Annotated in this window: 15 protein-coding genes; 14 read left to right on the top strand and 1 reads right to left on the bottom strand. The window is 71.1% G+C overall.

Annotated elements, in window-relative coordinates:
* Positions 1-86 precede the first annotated feature (86 nt).
* The 8 genes from OG395_RS21075 to OG395_RS21110 all read left to right on the top strand — a co-directional run bounded on the left by OG395_RS21075 (position 87) and on the right by OG395_RS21110 (position 8,894).
* Positions 87-2,258: a HEAT repeat domain-containing protein gene (locus OG395_RS21075; RefSeq protein ID WP_327244347.1), complete on the top strand. Its 2,172-nt coding sequence runs from the start codon at positions 87-89 to the stop codon at positions 2,256-2,258.
* On the top strand, positions 2,255-2,572 hold the full coding sequence (locus tag OG395_RS21080) for a zinc-ribbon domain-containing protein (protein ID WP_327244348.1): 318 nt from the start codon (positions 2,255-2,257) through the stop codon (positions 2,570-2,572). The genes OG395_RS21075 and OG395_RS21080 overlap by 4 nt, the downstream gene beginning before the upstream one ends.
* A 115-nt stretch (positions 2,573-2,687) precedes the next feature.
* Entirely contained in the window at positions 2,688-3,449 is a 762-nt protein-coding gene (locus tag OG395_RS21085) for a hypothetical protein (RefSeq protein WP_327244349.1), read from the top strand.
* On the top strand, positions 3,446-4,789 hold the full coding sequence (locus OG395_RS21090; RefSeq protein ID WP_327244350.1) for a HAMP domain-containing sensor histidine kinase: 1,344 nt from the start codon (positions 3,446-3,448) through the stop codon (positions 4,787-4,789). Before OG395_RS21085 ends, OG395_RS21090 begins: the two co-directional genes overlap by 4 nt.
* A 55-nt stretch (positions 4,790-4,844) precedes the next feature.
* The gene (locus OG395_RS21095) at positions 4,845-6,224 is read left to right on the top strand and encodes an FtsW/RodA/SpoVE family cell cycle protein (protein WP_327244351.1); all 1,380 of its coding nucleotides are present in this window, start codon (positions 4,845-4,847) and stop codon (positions 6,222-6,224) included.
* Positions 6,221-7,678: a penicillin-binding transpeptidase domain-containing protein gene (locus tag OG395_RS21100; RefSeq protein WP_327244352.1), complete on the top strand. Its 1,458-nt coding sequence runs from the start codon at positions 6,221-6,223 to the stop codon at positions 7,676-7,678. The genes OG395_RS21095 and OG395_RS21100 overlap by 4 nt, the downstream gene beginning before the upstream one ends.
* A gap of 87 nt (positions 7,679-7,765) precedes the next feature.
* Positions 7,766-8,245 carry a DUF3291 domain-containing protein gene (locus OG395_RS21105; protein ID WP_442818583.1) on the top strand — a complete coding sequence of 160 codons (480 nt, stop codon included), beginning with the start codon at positions 7,766-7,768 and terminating at the stop codon, positions 8,243-8,245.
* Between the two features lie 280 nt (positions 8,246-8,525).
* The gene (locus OG395_RS21110) at positions 8,526-8,894 is read left to right on the top strand and encodes an alpha/beta fold hydrolase (RefSeq protein ID WP_327249403.1); all 369 of its coding nucleotides are present in this window, start codon (positions 8,526-8,528) and stop codon (positions 8,892-8,894) included.
* Here the strand turns inward: OG395_RS21110 and OG395_RS21115 are convergent.
* A complete protein-coding gene (locus OG395_RS21115) occupies positions 8,782-9,885 on the bottom strand; it encodes a ferritin-like domain-containing protein (RefSeq protein ID WP_327244353.1) in 1,104 nt (367 codons plus the stop codon). The genes OG395_RS21110 and OG395_RS21115 overlap by 113 nt on opposite strands.
* Before the next feature lie 178 nt (positions 9,886-10,063).
* Between OG395_RS21115 and OG395_RS21120 the strand changes: the two genes are divergently transcribed.
* From OG395_RS21120 to OG395_RS21145, 6 genes are all read left to right on the top strand, one after another.
* Complete coding sequence (locus tag OG395_RS21120; RefSeq protein WP_266981509.1) at positions 10,064-10,999, top strand: AurF N-oxygenase family protein; 936 nt, start codon at positions 10,064-10,066, stop codon at positions 10,997-10,999.
* Positions 11,000-11,314: 315 nt separating this feature from the next.
* On the top strand, positions 11,315-12,064 hold the full coding sequence (locus OG395_RS21125) for a TetR/AcrR family transcriptional regulator (RefSeq protein WP_327244354.1): 750 nt from the start codon (positions 11,315-11,317) through the stop codon (positions 12,062-12,064).
* A 33-nt stretch (positions 12,065-12,097) separates the two neighbouring features.
* Complete coding sequence (locus OG395_RS21130) at positions 12,098-12,364, top strand: hypothetical protein (RefSeq protein ID WP_327244355.1); 267 nt, start codon at positions 12,098-12,100, stop codon at positions 12,362-12,364.
* Between the two features lie 100 nt (positions 12,365-12,464).
* A complete protein-coding gene (locus tag OG395_RS21135) occupies positions 12,465-15,098 on the top strand; it encodes an outer membrane protein assembly factor BamB family protein (protein ID WP_327244356.1) in 2,634 nt (877 codons plus the stop codon).
* A gap of 194 nt (positions 15,099-15,292) precedes the next feature.
* Positions 15,293-16,462 carry a C40 family peptidase gene (locus OG395_RS21140; RefSeq protein WP_327244357.1) on the top strand — a complete coding sequence of 390 codons (1,170 nt, stop codon included), beginning with the start codon at positions 15,293-15,295 and terminating at the stop codon, positions 16,460-16,462.
* Between the two features lie 620 nt (positions 16,463-17,082).
* On the top strand, positions 17,083-17,439 hold the full coding sequence (locus OG395_RS21145) for a carboxymuconolactone decarboxylase family protein (RefSeq protein WP_327244358.1): 357 nt from the start codon (positions 17,083-17,085) through the stop codon (positions 17,437-17,439).
* The last annotated feature ends 37 nt before the right edge of the window (positions 17,440-17,476 follow it).

Raw genomic sequence — 17,476 nt, forward strand, 5'->3', positions numbered from 1 at the left:
GCTGCATGTGGCGGGTGGACTGCCCGGGACGTGGTGCACACTCTGCGCAGACACTGCAATACGTGAATCTGCGAGGAGGCGATGGCATGTTCGCGGGGATCGACGAGGTCGACTGGACCTCGATGGAGCATGCCTACGGGCCTGCCGACGACGTGCCGGGCCTGCTGCGGGGGCTCGCGTCCGCCGATCCGGCGGAGCGCGAACAGGCGCTGGACGGTATGTACGGAGCTGTTCACCACCAGGGGGATGTGTACGCCTGCACACTCGCCTGCATTCCCTTCCTTTTCGAGCTGGTCGTGGATCCGGGGATCCACGACCGGGGCAGCATCGTCGAGCTGCTCACCAGCATCGGCGGCATCGATCTGGACGAGGACGACGAGGAGGAGACCGACGAGGAGATCGACGAGGAGGAGATCGACGAGGAGGAGATCGAGGACGCGGCGAACTACGCGATGGCGGCCTCGGCCGTCACCGCCGGCGCCGGGGCGTTCTTCGAGCTCATCGCCGACGAGGACCCGGGGGTACGGCTCGCCGCGCCGCTGGCGCTCGCCACGCTGCACAGTCACCCGGTGCGGGTCCTCGCGCTGCTGCGGGAGCGGCTGCCGGTGGAGCCGGACGAGGAGGTGCGGCTCGCGCTCGTGGAGGCGGCGGGTCGGGTCGCGCTGCGGAACCGCCCGCTGGCCGGGCAGGCGGCGGACTGGCTGAGCCGCATCGCCGGGGAGGCGTACGCCCCGGCGCTGCGGCTGGCTGCCCTCGCCCAGCTGGCCCGCTGTGCGCCGGACGCGCTGCCGGACGATGTCGTACGGATGGTGGCGGGGCTGCTGACGGAGCTGCGCTCGACGCCCGGCACAGCGGTCGGCGTACCGGACCCGGTGGGCGCCGCCGCACAGGTCGACGAGCCGGGTCCGGGCGAACCCGCCGAGGAGCGGGGTGCGCCGGTGACCCTGATGGGGCAGGTGCGGGCACTGTCCGCGGCGGAATCCGCCGGGCGCAGCGCCCCCTGGACGGCGGATCTGCTGCGGACGCTGCATGTCGGGCTCGACAACCGGGTCGCCGACCGGAGCGCGCTGCTGATCGACCAGCTGCGCAGCCCCGACCGCTGGCAGCGCATCGATGCGGTACGGATGAGCAGCGGGCTGATACGGGCCTGGCGGGGCTCGTACGAGGAGCTGGTCCGCCTCGTGGGTGCCCAACTCGCGGACCCCGAACCGCGGCTGGCCGACGCCGCCTCGCACATGCTGGAGGAGCTGTTCGGGCTGGCCGCGCCCGCCGCGGACGCGCTGGCTGCGCGGGTGGCGTCGGATCCCGGGTCCTGGGTGAAGGAGTGGGAGAGCGAGCCGACAGGGCTCGGCAGCACGGTGAAGGCGCTGGCCCGGCTGGGTGACGCCCGTGCGGTGCCCGCGCTGGCCGCCGCGCTGGAGCGGCCCGAGGTGCCGCACGACGTGGGGTTCGCCATCGGATATCTGGGCGCGGCCGCGGCCCCGCTCGCCGGAGTGCTGCGGCGCAGGCTGGGCGGGCTCGATCTCGACGAAGGGGTGTACGACCGGGCGAGTCCGCTGCTCGGCGGGCTGACCGCGCTGCGGGCGGGCGAGGCGGCGCCGGAGGTGCTTCGGGTACTGCGCGGGGCGCCGGAGTACCGCGGGGAGTGGCTGCGGACCTCGGCGCTGCGGGCGCTCGGCTCGTTCGGTCCGGCCGCCCGGTGTGCCGTCCCGGAGTTGCGGGCGCTGATCCGCCGCCCGGGGACCCCGGCGGCGACGGAAGCGGCTCAGGCGCTGTGGGCGGTCGAGGGGGACGCGGAGGCCGTGCTGCCGGTTCTGGTCGAGGGCCTGGGGGCGGAGCACGCGCACGAGCGGCGCTCGGCGGTGAGCGCGCTGGGCGGGCTGGGTGCGCACGCGGCCGCCGTGGCGCCCCGGCTGCGGGCGCTGCTGCTCCACGACGAGTTGTGGCTGCGGGTGGATGCGGCGATCGCGCTGTGGGAGGTGACGGGGCGGTCCGAGGAGTCCGTACCGGTCATGCTCGCCGCCTGGGAGGAGAACCGTCATGTCAGGGTCCGGGTGGCGGAATGCCTGGCGCTGATGGGTGTTGCTGGTGCAGGGTCGGATGCGGCACAAGTGCTGCGTGCCGAACTCGCCTCCGTACGACGTCACAACGCCATGGACGGCGGGTACGGCAGCCACGACACATACGAGGACGAAAAGCTGCTGGTGCTCTGCCGGCGAGCGCTTCACGAAGTAACGGGGAAGGGGCCCACGACATGATCATTTTTGGTACGCGAGGCTATCTGTACCAACTGGCCGTTCTGACTATGGTCTGCGGCTGGTGCGGCAATCCGTCCGCGCACACACTGCGGAAGCGGGTCACGAAGTTCACGCTGTTCTTCGTGCCCCTCTTCCCGTTCTCGACGAAGTACGCGACGCAGTGCACGTTCTGCGGCGGGGAGCAGAAGATCCCGAAGGAGCAGGCCGACCAACTGCTGGCGCAGCACGTGGCGTCGCAGGACGGCAACCCGTTCGGACAGGCCCAGCCGCAGCCGGGGTATGCCCAGGACGGACAGAACCCCTACCAGCGCTGATACACCTCCGACAGCACCGGTAGCAAAAGGGCATAAGGGACTTCCTTCCGCATAAGGTCGATGGGTCACGGGTCGGCAGACCCAAGACCTCGGACGTCCGGGAAGGGAGGGAGTCATGCGCCCGCATCGCCGGGTGACGCGCCGCGCGAAGGCGGCCCTCGTGGCCGGCTTCGGCACCGCGCTGCTGGCCGGCTGTGGCGCCGGCGGCGAGCTGAAGAGTGCCGGAAGGGCCCCGACCGCCATCGGGCCCGCCCGGCTCTGGCCGCAGCTGCCGCCCGCCTCCGCCGCCCCGTACGACTACGGCGAGGGCGCGACGGCGCGCATCCCCGGGATCACGGTCCCGCACGACGATGTGCACGAGGTGGACCCGGTCGCCGTGGTGCAGGCCGGCCTGAAGGCCACCACCAGCCGGTCCAGCGGTTCGGACGAGCTTCCCGCGGACACGGCCCGGAAGATCACCGCGTGCCGCACCGCGCCGGCCGCCTGCCCGGTCCTGCAGCCGTACTACCGCGATCTGACGGGCGGCGGCAGGGACGACATGGTGCTCGGCGTGCGGCGGAGCGACGGGCGGCTCTCCGTGCGCGTCTACATGGCGGAGGCGGGCAGGCTGACCCGGATCATGGCCGTCTCGGACTCCGTGATCAGCGTGGAGCTGGCCGGGCGGGACGTGATCATGCGAGTACCGTCGGCGATCGCCGGATACGAATACCGGACGGCCTGGTCCTGGGACGACCACCAGCGCGCGATGCTGCCGACGCGGGACGAGATCCTGCGGGAGGCCCCGGAGACGGCGCCCAGCGGCCGGCCGAGCACGGAGCCCAGCCCTGAACCGACCATGGCGCCGCCGACGGTCACCGCCTCCGCGGGGCGGCGATGAGGCGACGGAGACTGCGCGCGCCCGCGTGGACCGCGACGCTCACCTGGAAGGCGGCGGTGTTCATCACCGTGATGTCCTGCGCATTCGCCGCGCTGCTGGGCGTACTGGTGCACACCGCGGTGACCCGGGATGCCGTCGACGAGGCCCGCGCCGACGCGCTCTCCCGGCTGAGCGATGTCACCGCGGCGTACAAGGCGGGCGAGGCGCTCCCGCCGGGTTCCGGCATCGATCCGCCCGGGCTGCCCGCGACCTTGCGCGCCCTCGCCGTGAGCGGGCATCAGGGCACGCTCGTCGCCAACCTCCACGGGCGTCCGACCATGTGGGCGGCAGGCCCGGCCGACGGCCGCGCGCTGGCCACCGCGATCGATTACAGCCGGAGCGCCCACGTCATCAACAGCCTCGACCGGGCGATCGTCGGCTCCTCGCTGCTGGCGATCGGCGCCACGCTGCTGGTCGGCGCGTTCGCCGTCACCCGGGTCACCCGTCGGCTGCACCAGACCGCCCGGGTGGCGCGCCGGATCAGTGCGGGCGATCTCGACGCCCGCGTCCACGATCCCCGTACCTCGGACCCGTCGCGCCCGCAGGACGAGGTGGCGATCGTCGCCGGTGCGCTGGACACCATGGCGTCCACGCTCCAGCGCAAACTGCTGGCCGAGCAGCGCTTCACCGCCGACGTGGCGCACGAGCTGCGCACCCCGCTGACCGGCCTCTCGGCCGCGGCCGAGCTGTTGCCGGCGGGCCGCCCGGCCGAACTGGTGCGGGACCGGGTGCGAACGATGCGGGCGCTGACGGAGGATCTGCTGGAGATCTCCCGGCTCGACGCCCGCACGGAAGAGGTCGATCTCGCGGTTCACGAACTGGCTCCGCTCGCCATGCGAGTGGCGGGCGCCTCGGGAACGGAGACCGAGGTCCGCGTCCTGGGGGCGGAAGCCGGAACCGGGGCCGAAGGCGGAACCCGGGCGAGGCCCGTGCGGGTGGAGACCGACAAGCGGCGGCTGGAGCGGGTCCTCGGCAATCTGATCGCCAATGCGCACAAGCACGGCCGGCCGCCGGTGGTCGTGACGGTCGACGGGCCGGTGGTGACCGTACGCGATCACGGTCCGGGGTTCCCGGACTATCTGCTGGCCGGTGGTCCGCAGCGGTTCCGTACCGAGGGGAGCGGCAAGGGCCACGGGCTCGGACTGACCATCGCCGTCGGGCAGTCGGCGGTCATCGGCGCCGAGCTCGTCTTCGCCAACGCGGAGGACGGCGGGGCGGTGGCGCGGCTGACGCTCCCGGAGTACGTAGGGCTCGACGGCGGCGAACCGCCCGGCCATGACGACCAGACAGAGGCGAGGTAAGGGAAATGAACTGACATAAGGGGAATATGGTGCACCTCTTGCTACGTTGCGTGGCATGACCGCAACGAGGACGGACGCACCCCCGCCGCAGCTACGCCTGCCCAAGCGGCGCGGGGTCGAGCTCGCGCTCCTCGTCGGAGCCGTCCTCATCTCCGTCTACGGCTACGCCGCCGTCGGCCTCGCGCACGACCACGCGATCCCGCCCGATGTCGCCGGTTACGGTGCCGGCCTCGGGCTGCTCGCACTCCTCGCCCATCTCGCCGTCCGCTTCCGTGCCCCGCACGCCGATCCGCTGCTGCTCCCCATCGCCGTCCTGCTCAACGGCCTCGGGCTGGTGCTGATCTACCGGCTCGACCTGGAGACCCCGAAGGACCAGGCGGCGCCCACCCAGCTGATCTGGTCGACGCTCGGGGTCGCGCTCTTCATCGTGGTCGTCGTCTTCCTCCGCGACCACCGGGTGCTCCAGCGGTACGCGTACCTGTCGGTCGCCGCATCGCTCGTCCTGATGATCGTGCCGATCTTCTTCCCCGCCGTGAACGGTGCCAAGATCTGGATCCGGATCGGCGGATTCTCGTTCCAGCCCGGCGAGTTCGCCAAGATCCTGCTCGCCGTCTTCTTCGCCGCGTACCTTTCCGCGAACCGCAACGCGCTCGCCTACACGGGGCGCAGGATCTGGAAACTCCAACTGCCCACCGGCCGGGTGCTCGGCCCGATCGTGGCGATCTGGCTGCTCAGTGTCGGGGTGCTGGTCCTTGAGCGCGATCTGGGGACCTCGCTGCTCTTCTTCGGCCTCTTCGTGATCATGCTGTACGTGGCGACAGGCCGGACCGGGTGGATCGCGGTGGGGCTGCTGCTCGCCGCCGTCGGAGCGTTCGCCGTCGGCTCCTTCGAGCCGCATGTGCACAGCCGGGTGCAGGACTGGCTCGATCCGTTCGCCTCCATCGACGCGGGCGAGGGACCGAGCCAGCTCGCCCAGTCGCTGTTCGCGTTCGCCGCGGGCGGGATGCTGGGCACCGGGCTCGGTCTCGGCCACTCCATCCTCATCGGCTTCGCCGCCAAGTCCGACTTCATCCTGGCCACGGCGGGCGAGGAGCTCGGGCTCTCCGGGCTGACCGCGGTCTTCCTGCTGTACGCGCTGCTGGTCGCCCGCGGCTACCGGGCCGGGCTCGCCCTGCGCGACCCCTTCGGGCGGCTGCTGTCGATCGGGCTCGCATCGATCCTGGCCCTCCAGGTCTTCGTGATCGCGGGTGGCGTGATGGGACTGATCCCGCTGACGGGCATGGCGATGCCGTTCCTCGCCCAGGGCGGTTCGTCCGTCGTGACCAACTGGATCATCGTGGCGCTGCTCATCCGGATCAGCGACCTCGCCCGCACCCCCCACCCCGACCAGGTGGAGACCGGGGACATCGCACCGATCGTGGAGGACCCGTCGTGATCCGCTACATCCGGCGGGCCGCCGCGTTCTGCCTGCTGCTGCTCATGGCGCTGCTGCTGAACGCCGCCCGCATCCAGGTCTTCCAGGCGGACGAGCTGGACGACAACCCCGCCAACCGCCGCCGGACGATCGAGCGCTACGACCAGCCGCGGGGCAACATCCTGGTCGGCGGGAAATCGGTCACCGGCTCCAAGAACACGAACGAGCGGCTCTCCTACGAGCGCACCTACACCGACGGGCCGCTGTACGCGCCGGTGACCGGGTACGCCTCGCAGACGTACGGCACGACGCTCATCGAGAACGCCGAGGACGACATCCTCTCCGGTACCGATCCGCTGCTCGCCCCGCTGCCGCTGTGGGACGAGATCACCCGCAGCCGGCAGCCCGGCGGCAACGTCGCAACGACCGTCAAGGACTCCATGCAGCGCGCCGCGTACGCCGGGCTGGGCGGGCGGCGGGGTGCGGTCGCCGCCCTCGAACCGTCGACCGGCAAGATCCTGGCGCTGGTCTCGACCCCTTCGTACGACCCCGAACGGCTCTCCGGCACCGGTTCGTCGGTCACCGACGCCTGGCGGCAGTTCAACAGGGCGAGGAGCCAGCCGATGCTCAACCGGGCGATCCGGCAGACCTATCCGCCGGGCTCCACCTTCAAGATCGTGACGGCGGCTGCGGCGCTCGACTCGGATGTGGTCGAGGACCCCGACGCGGAGACCGACACCCCGTCCCCGTACGTCCTTCCGGGGACCAGCACCACGCTCCCCAATGAGGCACGCGGCTGCGAGTACGCGTCGCTCGCCGAGGCGATCCGGGTGTCGTGCAACACCGTGATGGCCCATCTGGGGGTGGAGGTCGGGCTCGACGGGATGGTGAAGGCGGCGCGGAAGTTCGGCTTCAACGACAGCGGGCTGAGGATCCCGTCCGGCGTGGCCAGAAGCAACTTCGACACCGATATGAGCAACGACCAGCTGGCCCTGTCGTCGATCGGACAGTTCAACACGACGGCGACACCGCTGCAGATGGCCATGGTGGCGTCGGCCGTAGCGAACGGCGGTGACCTCAAGTACCCGTATCTGGTGGACCGTACGACGTCCAGGAGCGGCACCACCGTCCATCAGAACGGCCCGCGCCCCTACCACCAGGCGATGAGCTCGCGGACGGCGACGCAGCTGCGGCAGATGATGATCGACGTCGTCGAGCAGGGCACCGGGTCCAATGCCGCGATCGACGGGGCGACGGTCGGCGGCAAGACCGGCACCGCTCAGCACGGCATCGACAACTCCGGTACTCCCTATGCCTGGTTCATCTCCTGGGCACAGGCTCCGAACGCGAGCCGGCCGGCGGTCGCGGTCGCGGTGGTCGTCGAGGACGCCGCCGCGAAGCGGGCGGACATCAGCGGGGGCGGCAGCGCGGCGCCGATCGCCCGGGCCGTCATGGAGGTGGCGCTGCGGGGCTGACGGCACGCAGGGGCGCACCACCATCCGGACCGTCTCGCGGCTCGGAACGGCCCGTACGGCGTGGCACGCGCTGATTACTGTGCGGCCATGACATCCATGACATCGGAGAACGGCCACGAACTCGCCCAGGTGAACATCGCCCGGCTCGCATTCCCGCTGGACTCACCCCAGTTGAAAGACTTTGTCGATGCCCTCGATCCGGTCAACGCGGTCGCCGACCAGGCCGCGGGGTTCATCTGGAGGCTGCGGGGTGAGACCGGGAACGCCACCGACGTACCGGTTTTCGGAGACTCCTGGTTGATCGTGAACATGTCGGTGTGGCGCGACACGGACGCACTGACGGCCTTCATGTATCAGGGGCAGCATCGCGAACTCCTCGCCCGGCGCCGCGAATGGTTCGAGCGGGTGGAGGAGGCGATGACCGCCCTGTGGTGGGTTCCGGCGGGCGAGCGCCCGACGGTACAGGACGCCGAGGAGCGCCTGCGGATCCTGCGCGAACACGGCCCGACGGACAGGGCGTTCACGCTGCGGACCAGCTTCCCGGCGCCCGCCCCGTCCGCGGGCTGATCGCCGATCGGAGTGCGCGACTCGGCACGGACGCAGGCAGTGCCCGCCGCCGGCTGATTCAGCTCTGCGGCACGATCTGGCGACCGTGCGGCCGTAGCCGGCGGGGGGACTCCTCGACGGCTACGGCACGGTCGCGCCGTCCGCCTCCGTCCCCCTGGAGCAATACGCTCCGGGCGGACTCGGGGTTCCTCAGCTCAACGGCTCTCGCCGCTGCAGCCATTTCGGTGCGGTGCTCACGGATCTGGACGAGACGCTCGCCGCCCGGGGGATCACCGGCCCGGTGGTCCCGGTCGGGCACTCGCTGGGCGGGATGCTCGCCGCGCTGTACGCCGCGGAGCGGCCGGGTCGGGTGCGGGGAGCCGTCGACCGGGACGGCTTCCGGTGGGGCCGGCCCGCGCAGCATCCGGGGCTGGACCCCGGGCCGGTCGCGCGGCAGCCGGCCGACATCGGGGCGATGTCACGGGCTTCGGCGGGCCGGCGGATCCCCGCGGAGTACGTGCAGCAGGAAGGCCCTCGCACCGGGCCGTCCGCATCCTCTAGGCAGCGCCCCCCGCTATCGCCTCCTCGACCTCCGCAACCCGCGCCTGCTCCTCCGCCGCGAAGCGGTCCCGGTCCAGCTGCTCGGCTATCTCCTCGTCCTGGGCCATGAGCAGGTCGAGGTTGGAGTCGCCGAGTTCGAAGACGCCCATGTCGACGTACGCCTTCTGCAGCCGCTCGCCCCACAGTCCGACGTCCTTGACGCACGGGACGATCCGGCTGAACAGCAGCTTGCGGAAGAGCTGCAGGTACTCCGAGTGCTCGGAGAGGTCCTTGGCCTCCTGCTTGCCTATGCCGAAGTTCTCCAGCACCTCGACGCCGCTGAGACGGTCGCGCATCAGATAGCAGCCCTCGATGACGAACTCCTCGCGCTCGCGCAGTTCGGCGTCGCTCAGCTGCTTGTAGTAGTCGCGCAGCGCCATCCGGCCGAAGGCGACGTGCCGGGCCTCGTCCTGCATGACGTAGGCGAGGATCTGCTTGGGCAGCGGCTTGGTCGTGGTGTCGCGGATCATGCCGAACGCGGCCAGCGCCAGGCCCTCGATCAGGACCTGCATGCCCAGGTAGGGCATGTCCCAGCGGGAGTCGCGCAGGGTGTCGCCGAGCAGGCCCTGGAGGTTGTCGTTGATCGGGTAGAGCATCTGCACCTTCTCGTGCAGGAACCGGCCGTATATCTCCGCGTGCCGGGCCTCGTCCATGGTCTGGGTGGCGGAGTAGAACTTCGCGTCCAGGTCGGGGACGGACTCCACGATCCGGGCCGCACAGACCATCGCGCCCTGTTCACCGTGGAGGAACTGGCTGAACTGCCACGAGGTGTAGTGCTTGCGCAGCTCGCCCCGGTCCTTCTCGGTCATCTTGGCCCAGTGCGGGGTGCCGTACAGCGTGAGGGCCTCGTCGGGGGTGCCCAGCGGGTCGGCGGGGTCGACCTCCAGGGACCAGTCGATGCGCTTGTTGCCGTCCCACTGCTTGTCCTTGCCCTTCTGGTAGAGGGCGAGAAGGCGTTCACGGCCGTCGTCGTAGTCCCAGCTGAAGCGGGCGGCGCCGGAGGCGGGCACCTGCCACAGGGGCGTGTCGGGGGCGGTGGTGTAGAGGTCGTGTGTCGACACGGACGGCTCCTTCGCCTCGCATGCTCGGATAAGTTCCCCTGAGGTTGAGTCAGTTGGCAGGTTCACACGTTGGTAGACGCCGGGTCAACAAGTCGTGCGCGAGGGATTGACTGCCTTACTGACGAGCAGTCTCATAAGGAGTGACCCCCGGTAACCCACGTGTGAGGTGCCCCCAGCCATGACGACAGTGACCGAACGCGACGTGCAGGTGCTCCGCGACGCACTCGGCCCGCTACGGGACCGCGAGCAGATCGCGGAGCGCCTCCTGGAGTCCTCGGCCAAGCACTCCTTCGATCCGGACACCGAACTCGACTGGGATGCGGCGGTCGAGGACGGCAAGTGGTTCTGGCCGCCCGAGCTCGTCTCCCTCTACGACACCCCGCTGTGGCGGAAGATGTCGGAGGAGCAGCGGATGGACCTGGCCCGGCACGAGGCGGCGTCGCTGGCCTCGCTCGGCATCTGGTTCGAGATCATCCTGATGCAGCTGCTGGTCCGGCACATCTACGACAAGCCGGTGACCAGCAATCATGTCCGTTACGCGCTGACCGAGATAGCCGACGAGTGCCGGCACTCGATGATGTTCGGCCGCATGATCCAGTGGGGACAGGCGCCCAGCTATCCCGTTCCGCGCGTCTACCACAACCTGGCGCGGGTGCTGAAGACCGTGTCCACGACGCCCGGTTCGTTCGCCGCGACCCTGCTCGGCGAGGAGATCCTCGACTGGATGCAACGGCTGACGTTCCCGGACGAGCGCGTCCAGACGCTGGTGCGCGGCGTGACCCGGATCCATGTGGTCGAGGAGGCACGGCACGTGCGCTACGCCCGCGAGGAGCTGCGTCGCCAGATGGTCACGGCACCTCGCTGGGAGCGCGAGTTCACCCGGCTGAGCTGCGGGGAGGCGGCGCGCGTCTTCTCCGTCTGCTTCATCAACCCGCAGGTGTACGAGAACGTCGGCCTGGACCGCCGCGAGGCCGTCGCCCAGGTGAAGGCGAGCGGCCACCGGGCGGAGGTCATGCAGTCGGGTGCGAAGCGGCTCACGGACTTCCTCGACGACATCGGCGTGTTGAACGGGGTGGGGCGCAAGCTGTGGAAGAGCTCGGGTCTGCTGGCCTGAGAGCCTGTCGGGTGACCTTCGATCGGATAGCGGACGCGGTCTGGTGCGTGCGATTCCAAGGGCGGCGGGATGTCCTCGGATGGGGTCTCCCCTGCTCGAACGAAGCTGAGAGCTCGGGGAAGGAGCTACCAGGATATTTCGGCAACGCGGGAAGCGTGCGTGCCAGGGCGTGGCCGCCCGATCAGAGGTCACCCGACAGGCTCTGAGCCGGCTTCCCCGGCGGAAGGAGCGCCCCAGAGGGTGTCCGGCGGATCATGGCCGGGAGCCGCGACCTGTCCGCCCCCGATCCGCCGGACACCCCCTAGGCTTCGAGGCATGACCCCTGCCGCCGCAGCCCCGCCGAACCGCGCGTACCGAAGGCTCAGCGTCGAGGAGCGTCGCACGCAACTCCTCGGCGCCGCCCTCACCCTGTTCGCGCACCGGGCGCCGGACGAGGTCTCGCTCGACGAGGTCGCGGCGGTCGCCGGCGTCTCCCGTCCGCTCGTCTACCGCTACTTCCCCGGTGGGCGGCAGCAGTTGTACGAGGCGGCGCTCCGGTCCGCGGCGGACGAACTGAAACTCTGCTTCGCCGAGCCGGCCGAGGGCCCGCCCACGGAACGGGTGACGCGAGTGCTCGGCCGCTACCTCAGGTTCGTCGACGAGCACGACGCCGGGTTCAGCGCCCTGCTGCGCGGCGGAAGTGTCGCCGAGACGTCCCGGACGACGGCGATCGTCGACGAGGTGCGGCGGGCGGCGGCCGAACAGATCCTGCTGCATCTGGGCCGGGGAGACGGATGTGCGCCCGGGCCCCGGCTGCGGATGTTGGTACGGACCTGGATCGCAGCCGTCGAGGCGGCCTCGCTGATCTGGCTGGACGAGGAGAAACAGCCCGTCGCCGACGAGCTGCGCGACTGGCTGGTAGACCAGTTGATCGCCCTGCTCGCGGCCACCGCGGCGACGGACGAGGAGACAGCGTCCGTGGTGGCGGCACTGCTGCCGCTGGAGGCCGCATCCGGTCCTGCCGGGAAGCTGGCGGTCCGGCTGGTCCCCGTGGTCGGCGGGGCGGTCCACCTGTTGCCGGACTGAGCCCCGGAACACACCCTGGGTCAGACTGGGGACGTGAGAAGCGAGAACACCACCTTCAGGGGCGGCCCGCTGGACGGGCGGGTCCTCCCCGTCCTCGTCGGCTCGACCGGCCACCCGCCCAAGTGGTACGAGGTCCCGGTGCCGGACGCCGACGGCGGACCGGCCACCGTGTACGCGTACCGGCGGGTCCCGGCCGGATACTCCAAGCGGCTGGGTGTGCAGCGCGGCTGGGTGTACGAGTACGCCCCCGAGGGCCGCGAGCGCCACACTCTCAAGTGGCCCTGGTCGAAACCGAGCTGACCCGCTGGTCCGGGCGGGGTGCGTCGCCCGCCTCTCGATTGCCGGAACCTCTAGGATCGACGGATCCATGGTCACGACAACGGTCACAAGGGGGTGCGCCATGGAGGCGCTGCGTCAGGACGATCCACGCCGCTTCGGTCCGTACACCGTGCTGGCGCGGTTCCGCGAGACGGCGAGCGCTGTCCACTACCTCGCGCACGACACGAGCGCGGCCGACACCGCTGACGGCACCGCGGACCACACCGTCGTGATCACCGCGGCCCGGCCCGAGCTTGCCGCACTGCCCGCCTTCCGCCGCCGCTTCGAGGCGGAGGCACGCACCGCGGACCGGTTGGCGGGTGTCTGGGTCCAGCCGCAGCTCGCCACCCGTACGGACGGCGGGGAGCTGTGGACGGCCGTGGCGTACGTACCGGCGCTGACGCTCGCCGAGGCGATCGACGCCGCGGGTCCCCTCCCCGAGCGTGCCGTGCGGATACTGGGTGCGGGCATCACCGAGACGCTCTCCCGGGTACACGCCACCGGGGCCGTGCTGGAGGGGCTCGCCCCGAGGACCGTGCTGCTGGCCGGGGACGGACCGCGGCTCACCGCCTTCGGCCCGCTGGGCGCGGCGGCCGATGCCGAGGCCAGAACGGGCGGGCAGCTCTCCGTGCGGCTCGGATATCTCACCCCGGAGCAGGTCGAGGGCGAGACGGCGGGACCGGCCTCCGACCTCTTCGTGCTCGGTCTGCTGCTGGCGTACGCGGCGACCGGCACGACCCCGCTCGCGGACGGCCCGGCGGCGGAGGCGGCCGAGCGGATCGCCCACGCGGAGCCGGAACTGGGCGCGGTCCCGGAGGACTTGCGCGGGCTGATCGCGCGCTGCCTGACCAAGGACCCGGCCGAGCGGCCGAGCTCCGGGACGGTGGCGGCGGAACTGGCACTGGAAGGCGCGGCAGGCCTCGCGAGAGGCGGCTGGCTGCCGGAGCAGCTGTCGAAGACGCTTGCGGAACAGGAGTCCCGCGTCAGGGAGCTGGTATCCGAAGGGGCGGCCGACGAGCCGGCGGACAGCCCCGTCGGCACAGCCCCGCGCGGGTCTCTCAACGAACCTGCCGACGCCACGCCCGACAGCCCCGCCACCGACAGCCCCGCCACCGGCGCGCCCGGCGACGGCGGCATCGGAGAGGACACCCGGACCACCCGGATCGGAAGCGTCGGCAGCCCCCGCGCCCCGGAGCCCGACCGGCCGACCACCCAGCTGTCCATCCCGCGTGAACGGACCGGCCCCCCCGACCGGCTGCCCGTCGGGCTGCCGCCTGTCGCGCCGCTCGTGCCGCGCCCCCTCCCGGCCCCGGCAGCGGCAATTCCCGCCCCGCCCCCGCCGCCCGTGACGCCCACGCCCGCACCCACACCCTCCTCTTCCTCGTCCCCCTCAGCCGCCCTGGACCGTCGCACCCTGCTCTTCGGTGCGGCCGCCGGCGCGGCCGGGTTGATCGTCGGCGGTGGGGGTGTGCTCGCCCTCGGGTCCGACGGCTCCGACGCCCCGGACGACGGCAAGCCCGCCCTGTCCCCCAGCGGCCCCACCGTAGCCGGGCTGCCGCCGCAGCCGCGTTGGGTGTACGGGCACCCCGAGGCCGAACCCGCGCCGCTCACCGCCGCACTCTGGCGCGACCGGCTGCTCGTGCTGACCGGCGAGACGCAGGCCTCCGCCGTCGATCTGCGGACCGGCCGCCGCCTCTGGGAGTGCCCGGACGCGGCGAAGGGGCAGGCGGCCCTGGCTGCCGGTGACGCGTTCTGCTTCGTCGCCGGGCCGTCCGAGTTCCTCTGGCTGTCGCCGAAGGACGGAACGGTCGCGCACCGGGTGGCGTACGCGAACGAGTTCGAGGGTGCGGCGTTCCTGACGGTGTCCGACGTCATCGGCCAGTCGGGTCCGGCGATCTGGTTCACCGGCTCGCACAAGTTCACCGTGAAGGCCAAGAAGCCGAAGAAGGGCAAGAAGCGCGGGAAGGACACGCAGGTCGTCATGTCGTTCCTGTTCGCGTACGACATCGTGCGGCGCAAGGAGCTGTGGCGGACCCCCGTACCCACCGGCCGGGAATCGACGACCCCCGCCTACCAGCTGATCGCCGTCCGCCCCGACGACATCGTCGTACGCCAGAAGAGCGCGACGCTCACCCCCGGCGACGTCAAGGCCGCCAAGGGCAAGGCAGTCTTCCGTGGGTTCGACCGCAAGAGCGGGAAGCTGCTGTGGACCAAGTCGTTCGGCACGGTCGGTCCGGACGGGGCAGCCGTCGGGGATGGCCAGGGACTGCTGTACGCGGCGGCGGGCGACGCCCTCCAGTCGTTCGAGATGCCCACGGGCAAGCCGAAGTGGACGCTGAACGGCACGCCCGGGTCCGTGTTCGGGACACCGGTCCCGGCCGGGGCCCTGCTGCACACCACCAGCCGCAACCAGGAAGTGGGCGCGGTCGAGCGGGAGTCCGGAAAGCTGCGCTGGCGGCGGTCCACCGAGGCGGTGCCCGGCGGATGGGCGCCGGTCGTCACCGTGAGTTCCAGCGGCAAGACCGTGCTGGCGGCCGGAGACGCGCAGGTCACCGCGTTCGCCGCGGCGGACGGCCGGCGACTGTGGAAGTTCCAGGACATCGGGGTGCAGGACCCGAAGGGCGCCACGGTCACCGCCCCGTACCGGGTGCTGGCCTTCGGGAAGTCCGCCGTCGTCCAGCGGGAACGGATGTTCTACGCGTTCCCCGTGAAGTGACCTCGGGGGCCCGGCGGATCAGGGCCCCGGCCGTGATCCGCCGGGCCCCTTGCGGGTCGTCCCGCCGTCCGGGCGAATCCGGGTGCCGCCACGCCGCACGGTTCTTGCATCGCCCGCCCCCGAGTGACCGTATTGACGCGTTGCGCTCACTCATGGGGTAGTCCCACGATCGCCCCGTCAACGGAGGTGATCCCATGCCGTCCAGGGTTCTGCGCACCGTCTGCGCGGCGGCACTCGCCACGCTGGTCGCGGTCTCACCCGCCGTCGCCGCCCCCGCGGACCCGAGCAGTCCCGGCGCCTCCGGCCCCGCCCGTGAGCCACGCGCCACGAAGAACGTCGCTGAGCTGCTGACCGAGCTCAAGAAGCTGTATCAGCAGGCCGAGGAAGCCAGCGAGGCGTACAACGGAACCACGGCGAAGCTGAAGAAGAGACAGGCGGAGGCGAAGAAGCTGGACACCGGTCTCGCCGTGGCGCGGACCGCGCTGGGCCGCAGCCGCAACGACGCGGGGCGGCTGGCCCGGGAGCAGTACCAGGGGCAGTCCGACTTCTCCTCGTACGTCCAGCTGATGCTGTCCCGCGATCCCGAGCACGCCCTGGACCAGGAACACGTGATCCAGCGGGTGACGGCCGGCCGGGCCGCGACCGTGAAGCGGCTCACCGGCGCCGAGAAGCGTGCGGACGGACTGGCCTCCGCGTCCCGCAAGGTGCTCGAGAAGCAGCGAGTGCTGGCCGCGCGGCAGAAGAAACAGCGCGACACCGTGCAGTCGCGGCTGAGGAAGGTGGAGGCGCTGCTGGCCAAGCTCTCCGCCGAGCAGATCGCCAAGGTGTCCCGGCTGGAGCAGCAGGCCACGGACAAGGCCCAGGGCACGCTGGTCACCTCGGGCGCCCTGTCCTCGGCCCGACCGCCGTCCCAGGAGGGCGACGAGGCGGTGAAGTACGCGGTCAGGCAGCTCGGCAAGCCGTATGTGTGGGGCGCGGAGGGTCCGGGGTCGTTCGACTGCTCCGGGCTCACCTCGCAGGCCTGGGCGAACGCGGGGCGCGCGATTCCGCGGACCTCGCAGGAGCAGTGGCGGCAGCTGCGGAAGGTACCGCTGAACACGCTGCGCCCGGGTGACCTGGTGATCTACTTCCCGAAGGCCACGCACGTGGCCCTGTACGTCGGCAACGGCCTGGTGGTGCAGGCGCCCCGGCCCGGGTCGCAGGTGAAGGTCTCGCCGCTGGCGTCGAATCCGCTGCTGGGCGCCGTGCGTCCGGATCCGAAGAGCCCGTCGCTGAGCAGCTACAGCCTCCCGGAGCCGGCCCGGGACGCGTCCGGCGGCTCGGATGCCGGGTACAACTCCTCGTCCGCGCCCGGCGACGAGTAGCCGCATGCCGTACCCCCGTACACACGTCAGCCGGGCCGCGCACCGTCGCTCTCCCGACGGTAACCGGTCCGGCTGTCGTGTCTGTGCTGGTGGTACGACGGTCAGGCCACCGCTGCCTCCGAGACCTGCGCGAGGTACGCGTTCGTCCTCTCCGGGTCGGAGAAGCAAGCCGTACACGACACAAGCCTCCCACCTGCGAACTCTCCGCATATGGGGGACTCCCTGGCATCCCGTGGGCCGTCTGTGGGCCGTCAGCCCCGGATCGGCCCCCCGTTGTAGGCCGTCGCGATGGCCTTGCGCGTGCGCTCCCGACTACTCGGCATCAGGTGGGCGTACACCCGCAGCGTCATGGCCGGGTCACTGTGGCGCCGACGGAATCCGGGCCTGCATCCACTGCCGGCTTGACACCGAGTTGGGATGCTCGGGTAGCCAGGCAGCGAGGCAGGCGAGAAACCGTCAGCTCGTGAGAGGTTTCCCTGCTCCATCAAGACCTGCTCAGCCCAGCGGGCGTGCTTTCTCCGGGGCTTCTACCGTAGAAGAGTAGGTCGATGATGCGTCGGGGCTGCCGTGTGCAGCGGGGCGTGTATCGGCTCCGCACAGCACCGGAAGATGGTTCGGAGATGACCAAGACGACAGACGCCCCCGTTCTCGAGACGCTCTCCGCCATGACAGTGGACTCGATCGAGCGTTGCGGGCTGGACGACACCACACTCATTCTCACGCGCCTGGCAGCGCTCGCGGCCATGGACGCACCCACGATCTCCTACGTTGCGCATGTCGACCCGGCTATGAAGGCGGACTTGACGATCGAGCAAGTACAGGACGTTCTCGTTGCCATCGCCCCGGTCGTGGGCACGGCACGCGTCATGTCGGCCGCAACTCACATCACCGAGGCACTCGGCATTGCCATCGAGGTAGCCGAGTCCGAAGCAGAAGCGATCGCCGAGGCCGGAGCCCATAACCGGAGCCAGTCCTGAGTGAATCCTCGCTCGCCAGGGCGGAGGAGCTGGACTG

It is taken from the genome of Streptomyces sp. NBC_01320 (genome assembly GCF_035974375.1).
Classification (GTDB): Bacteria; Actinomycetota; Actinomycetes; order Streptomycetales; family Streptomycetaceae; genus Streptomyces; species Streptomyces yanii.

What these genes read in the sequence shown, in the direction of transcription:
- OG395_RS21075 (WP_327244347.1), top strand. Translation starts at nt 87, where the DNA reads ATGTTCGCGGGGATCGACGAGGTCGACTGGACCTCGATGGAGCATGCC.
- OG395_RS21080 (WP_327244348.1), top strand. Translation starts at nt 2,255, where the DNA reads ATGATCATTTTTGGTACGCGAGGCTATCTGTACCAACTGGCCGTTCTG.
- OG395_RS21085 (WP_327244349.1), top strand. Translation starts at nt 2,688, where the DNA reads ATGCGCCCGCATCGCCGGGTGACGCGCCGCGCGAAGGCGGCCCTCGTG.
- OG395_RS21090 (WP_327244350.1), top strand. Translation starts at nt 3,446, where the DNA reads ATGAGGCGACGGAGACTGCGCGCGCCCGCGTGGACCGCGACGCTCACC.
- OG395_RS21095 (WP_327244351.1), top strand. Translation starts at nt 4,845, where the DNA reads ATGACCGCAACGAGGACGGACGCACCCCCGCCGCAGCTACGCCTGCCC.
- OG395_RS21105 (WP_442818583.1), top strand. Translation starts at nt 7,766, where the DNA reads ATGACATCCATGACATCGGAGAACGGCCACGAACTCGCCCAGGTGAAC.
- OG395_RS21120 (WP_266981509.1), top strand. Translation starts at nt 10,064, where the DNA reads ATGACGACAGTGACCGAACGCGACGTGCAGGTGCTCCGCGACGCACTC.
- OG395_RS21125 (WP_327244354.1), top strand. Translation starts at nt 11,315, where the DNA reads ATGACCCCTGCCGCCGCAGCCCCGCCGAACCGCGCGTACCGAAGGCTC.
- OG395_RS21135 (WP_327244356.1), top strand. Translation starts at nt 12,465, where the DNA reads ATGGAGGCGCTGCGTCAGGACGATCCACGCCGCTTCGGTCCGTACACC.
- OG395_RS21140 (WP_327244357.1), top strand. Translation starts at nt 15,293, where the DNA reads ATGCCGTCCAGGGTTCTGCGCACCGTCTGCGCGGCGGCACTCGCCACG.
- OG395_RS21145 (WP_327244358.1), top strand. Translation starts at nt 17,083, where the DNA reads ATGACCAAGACGACAGACGCCCCCGTTCTCGAGACGCTCTCCGCCATG.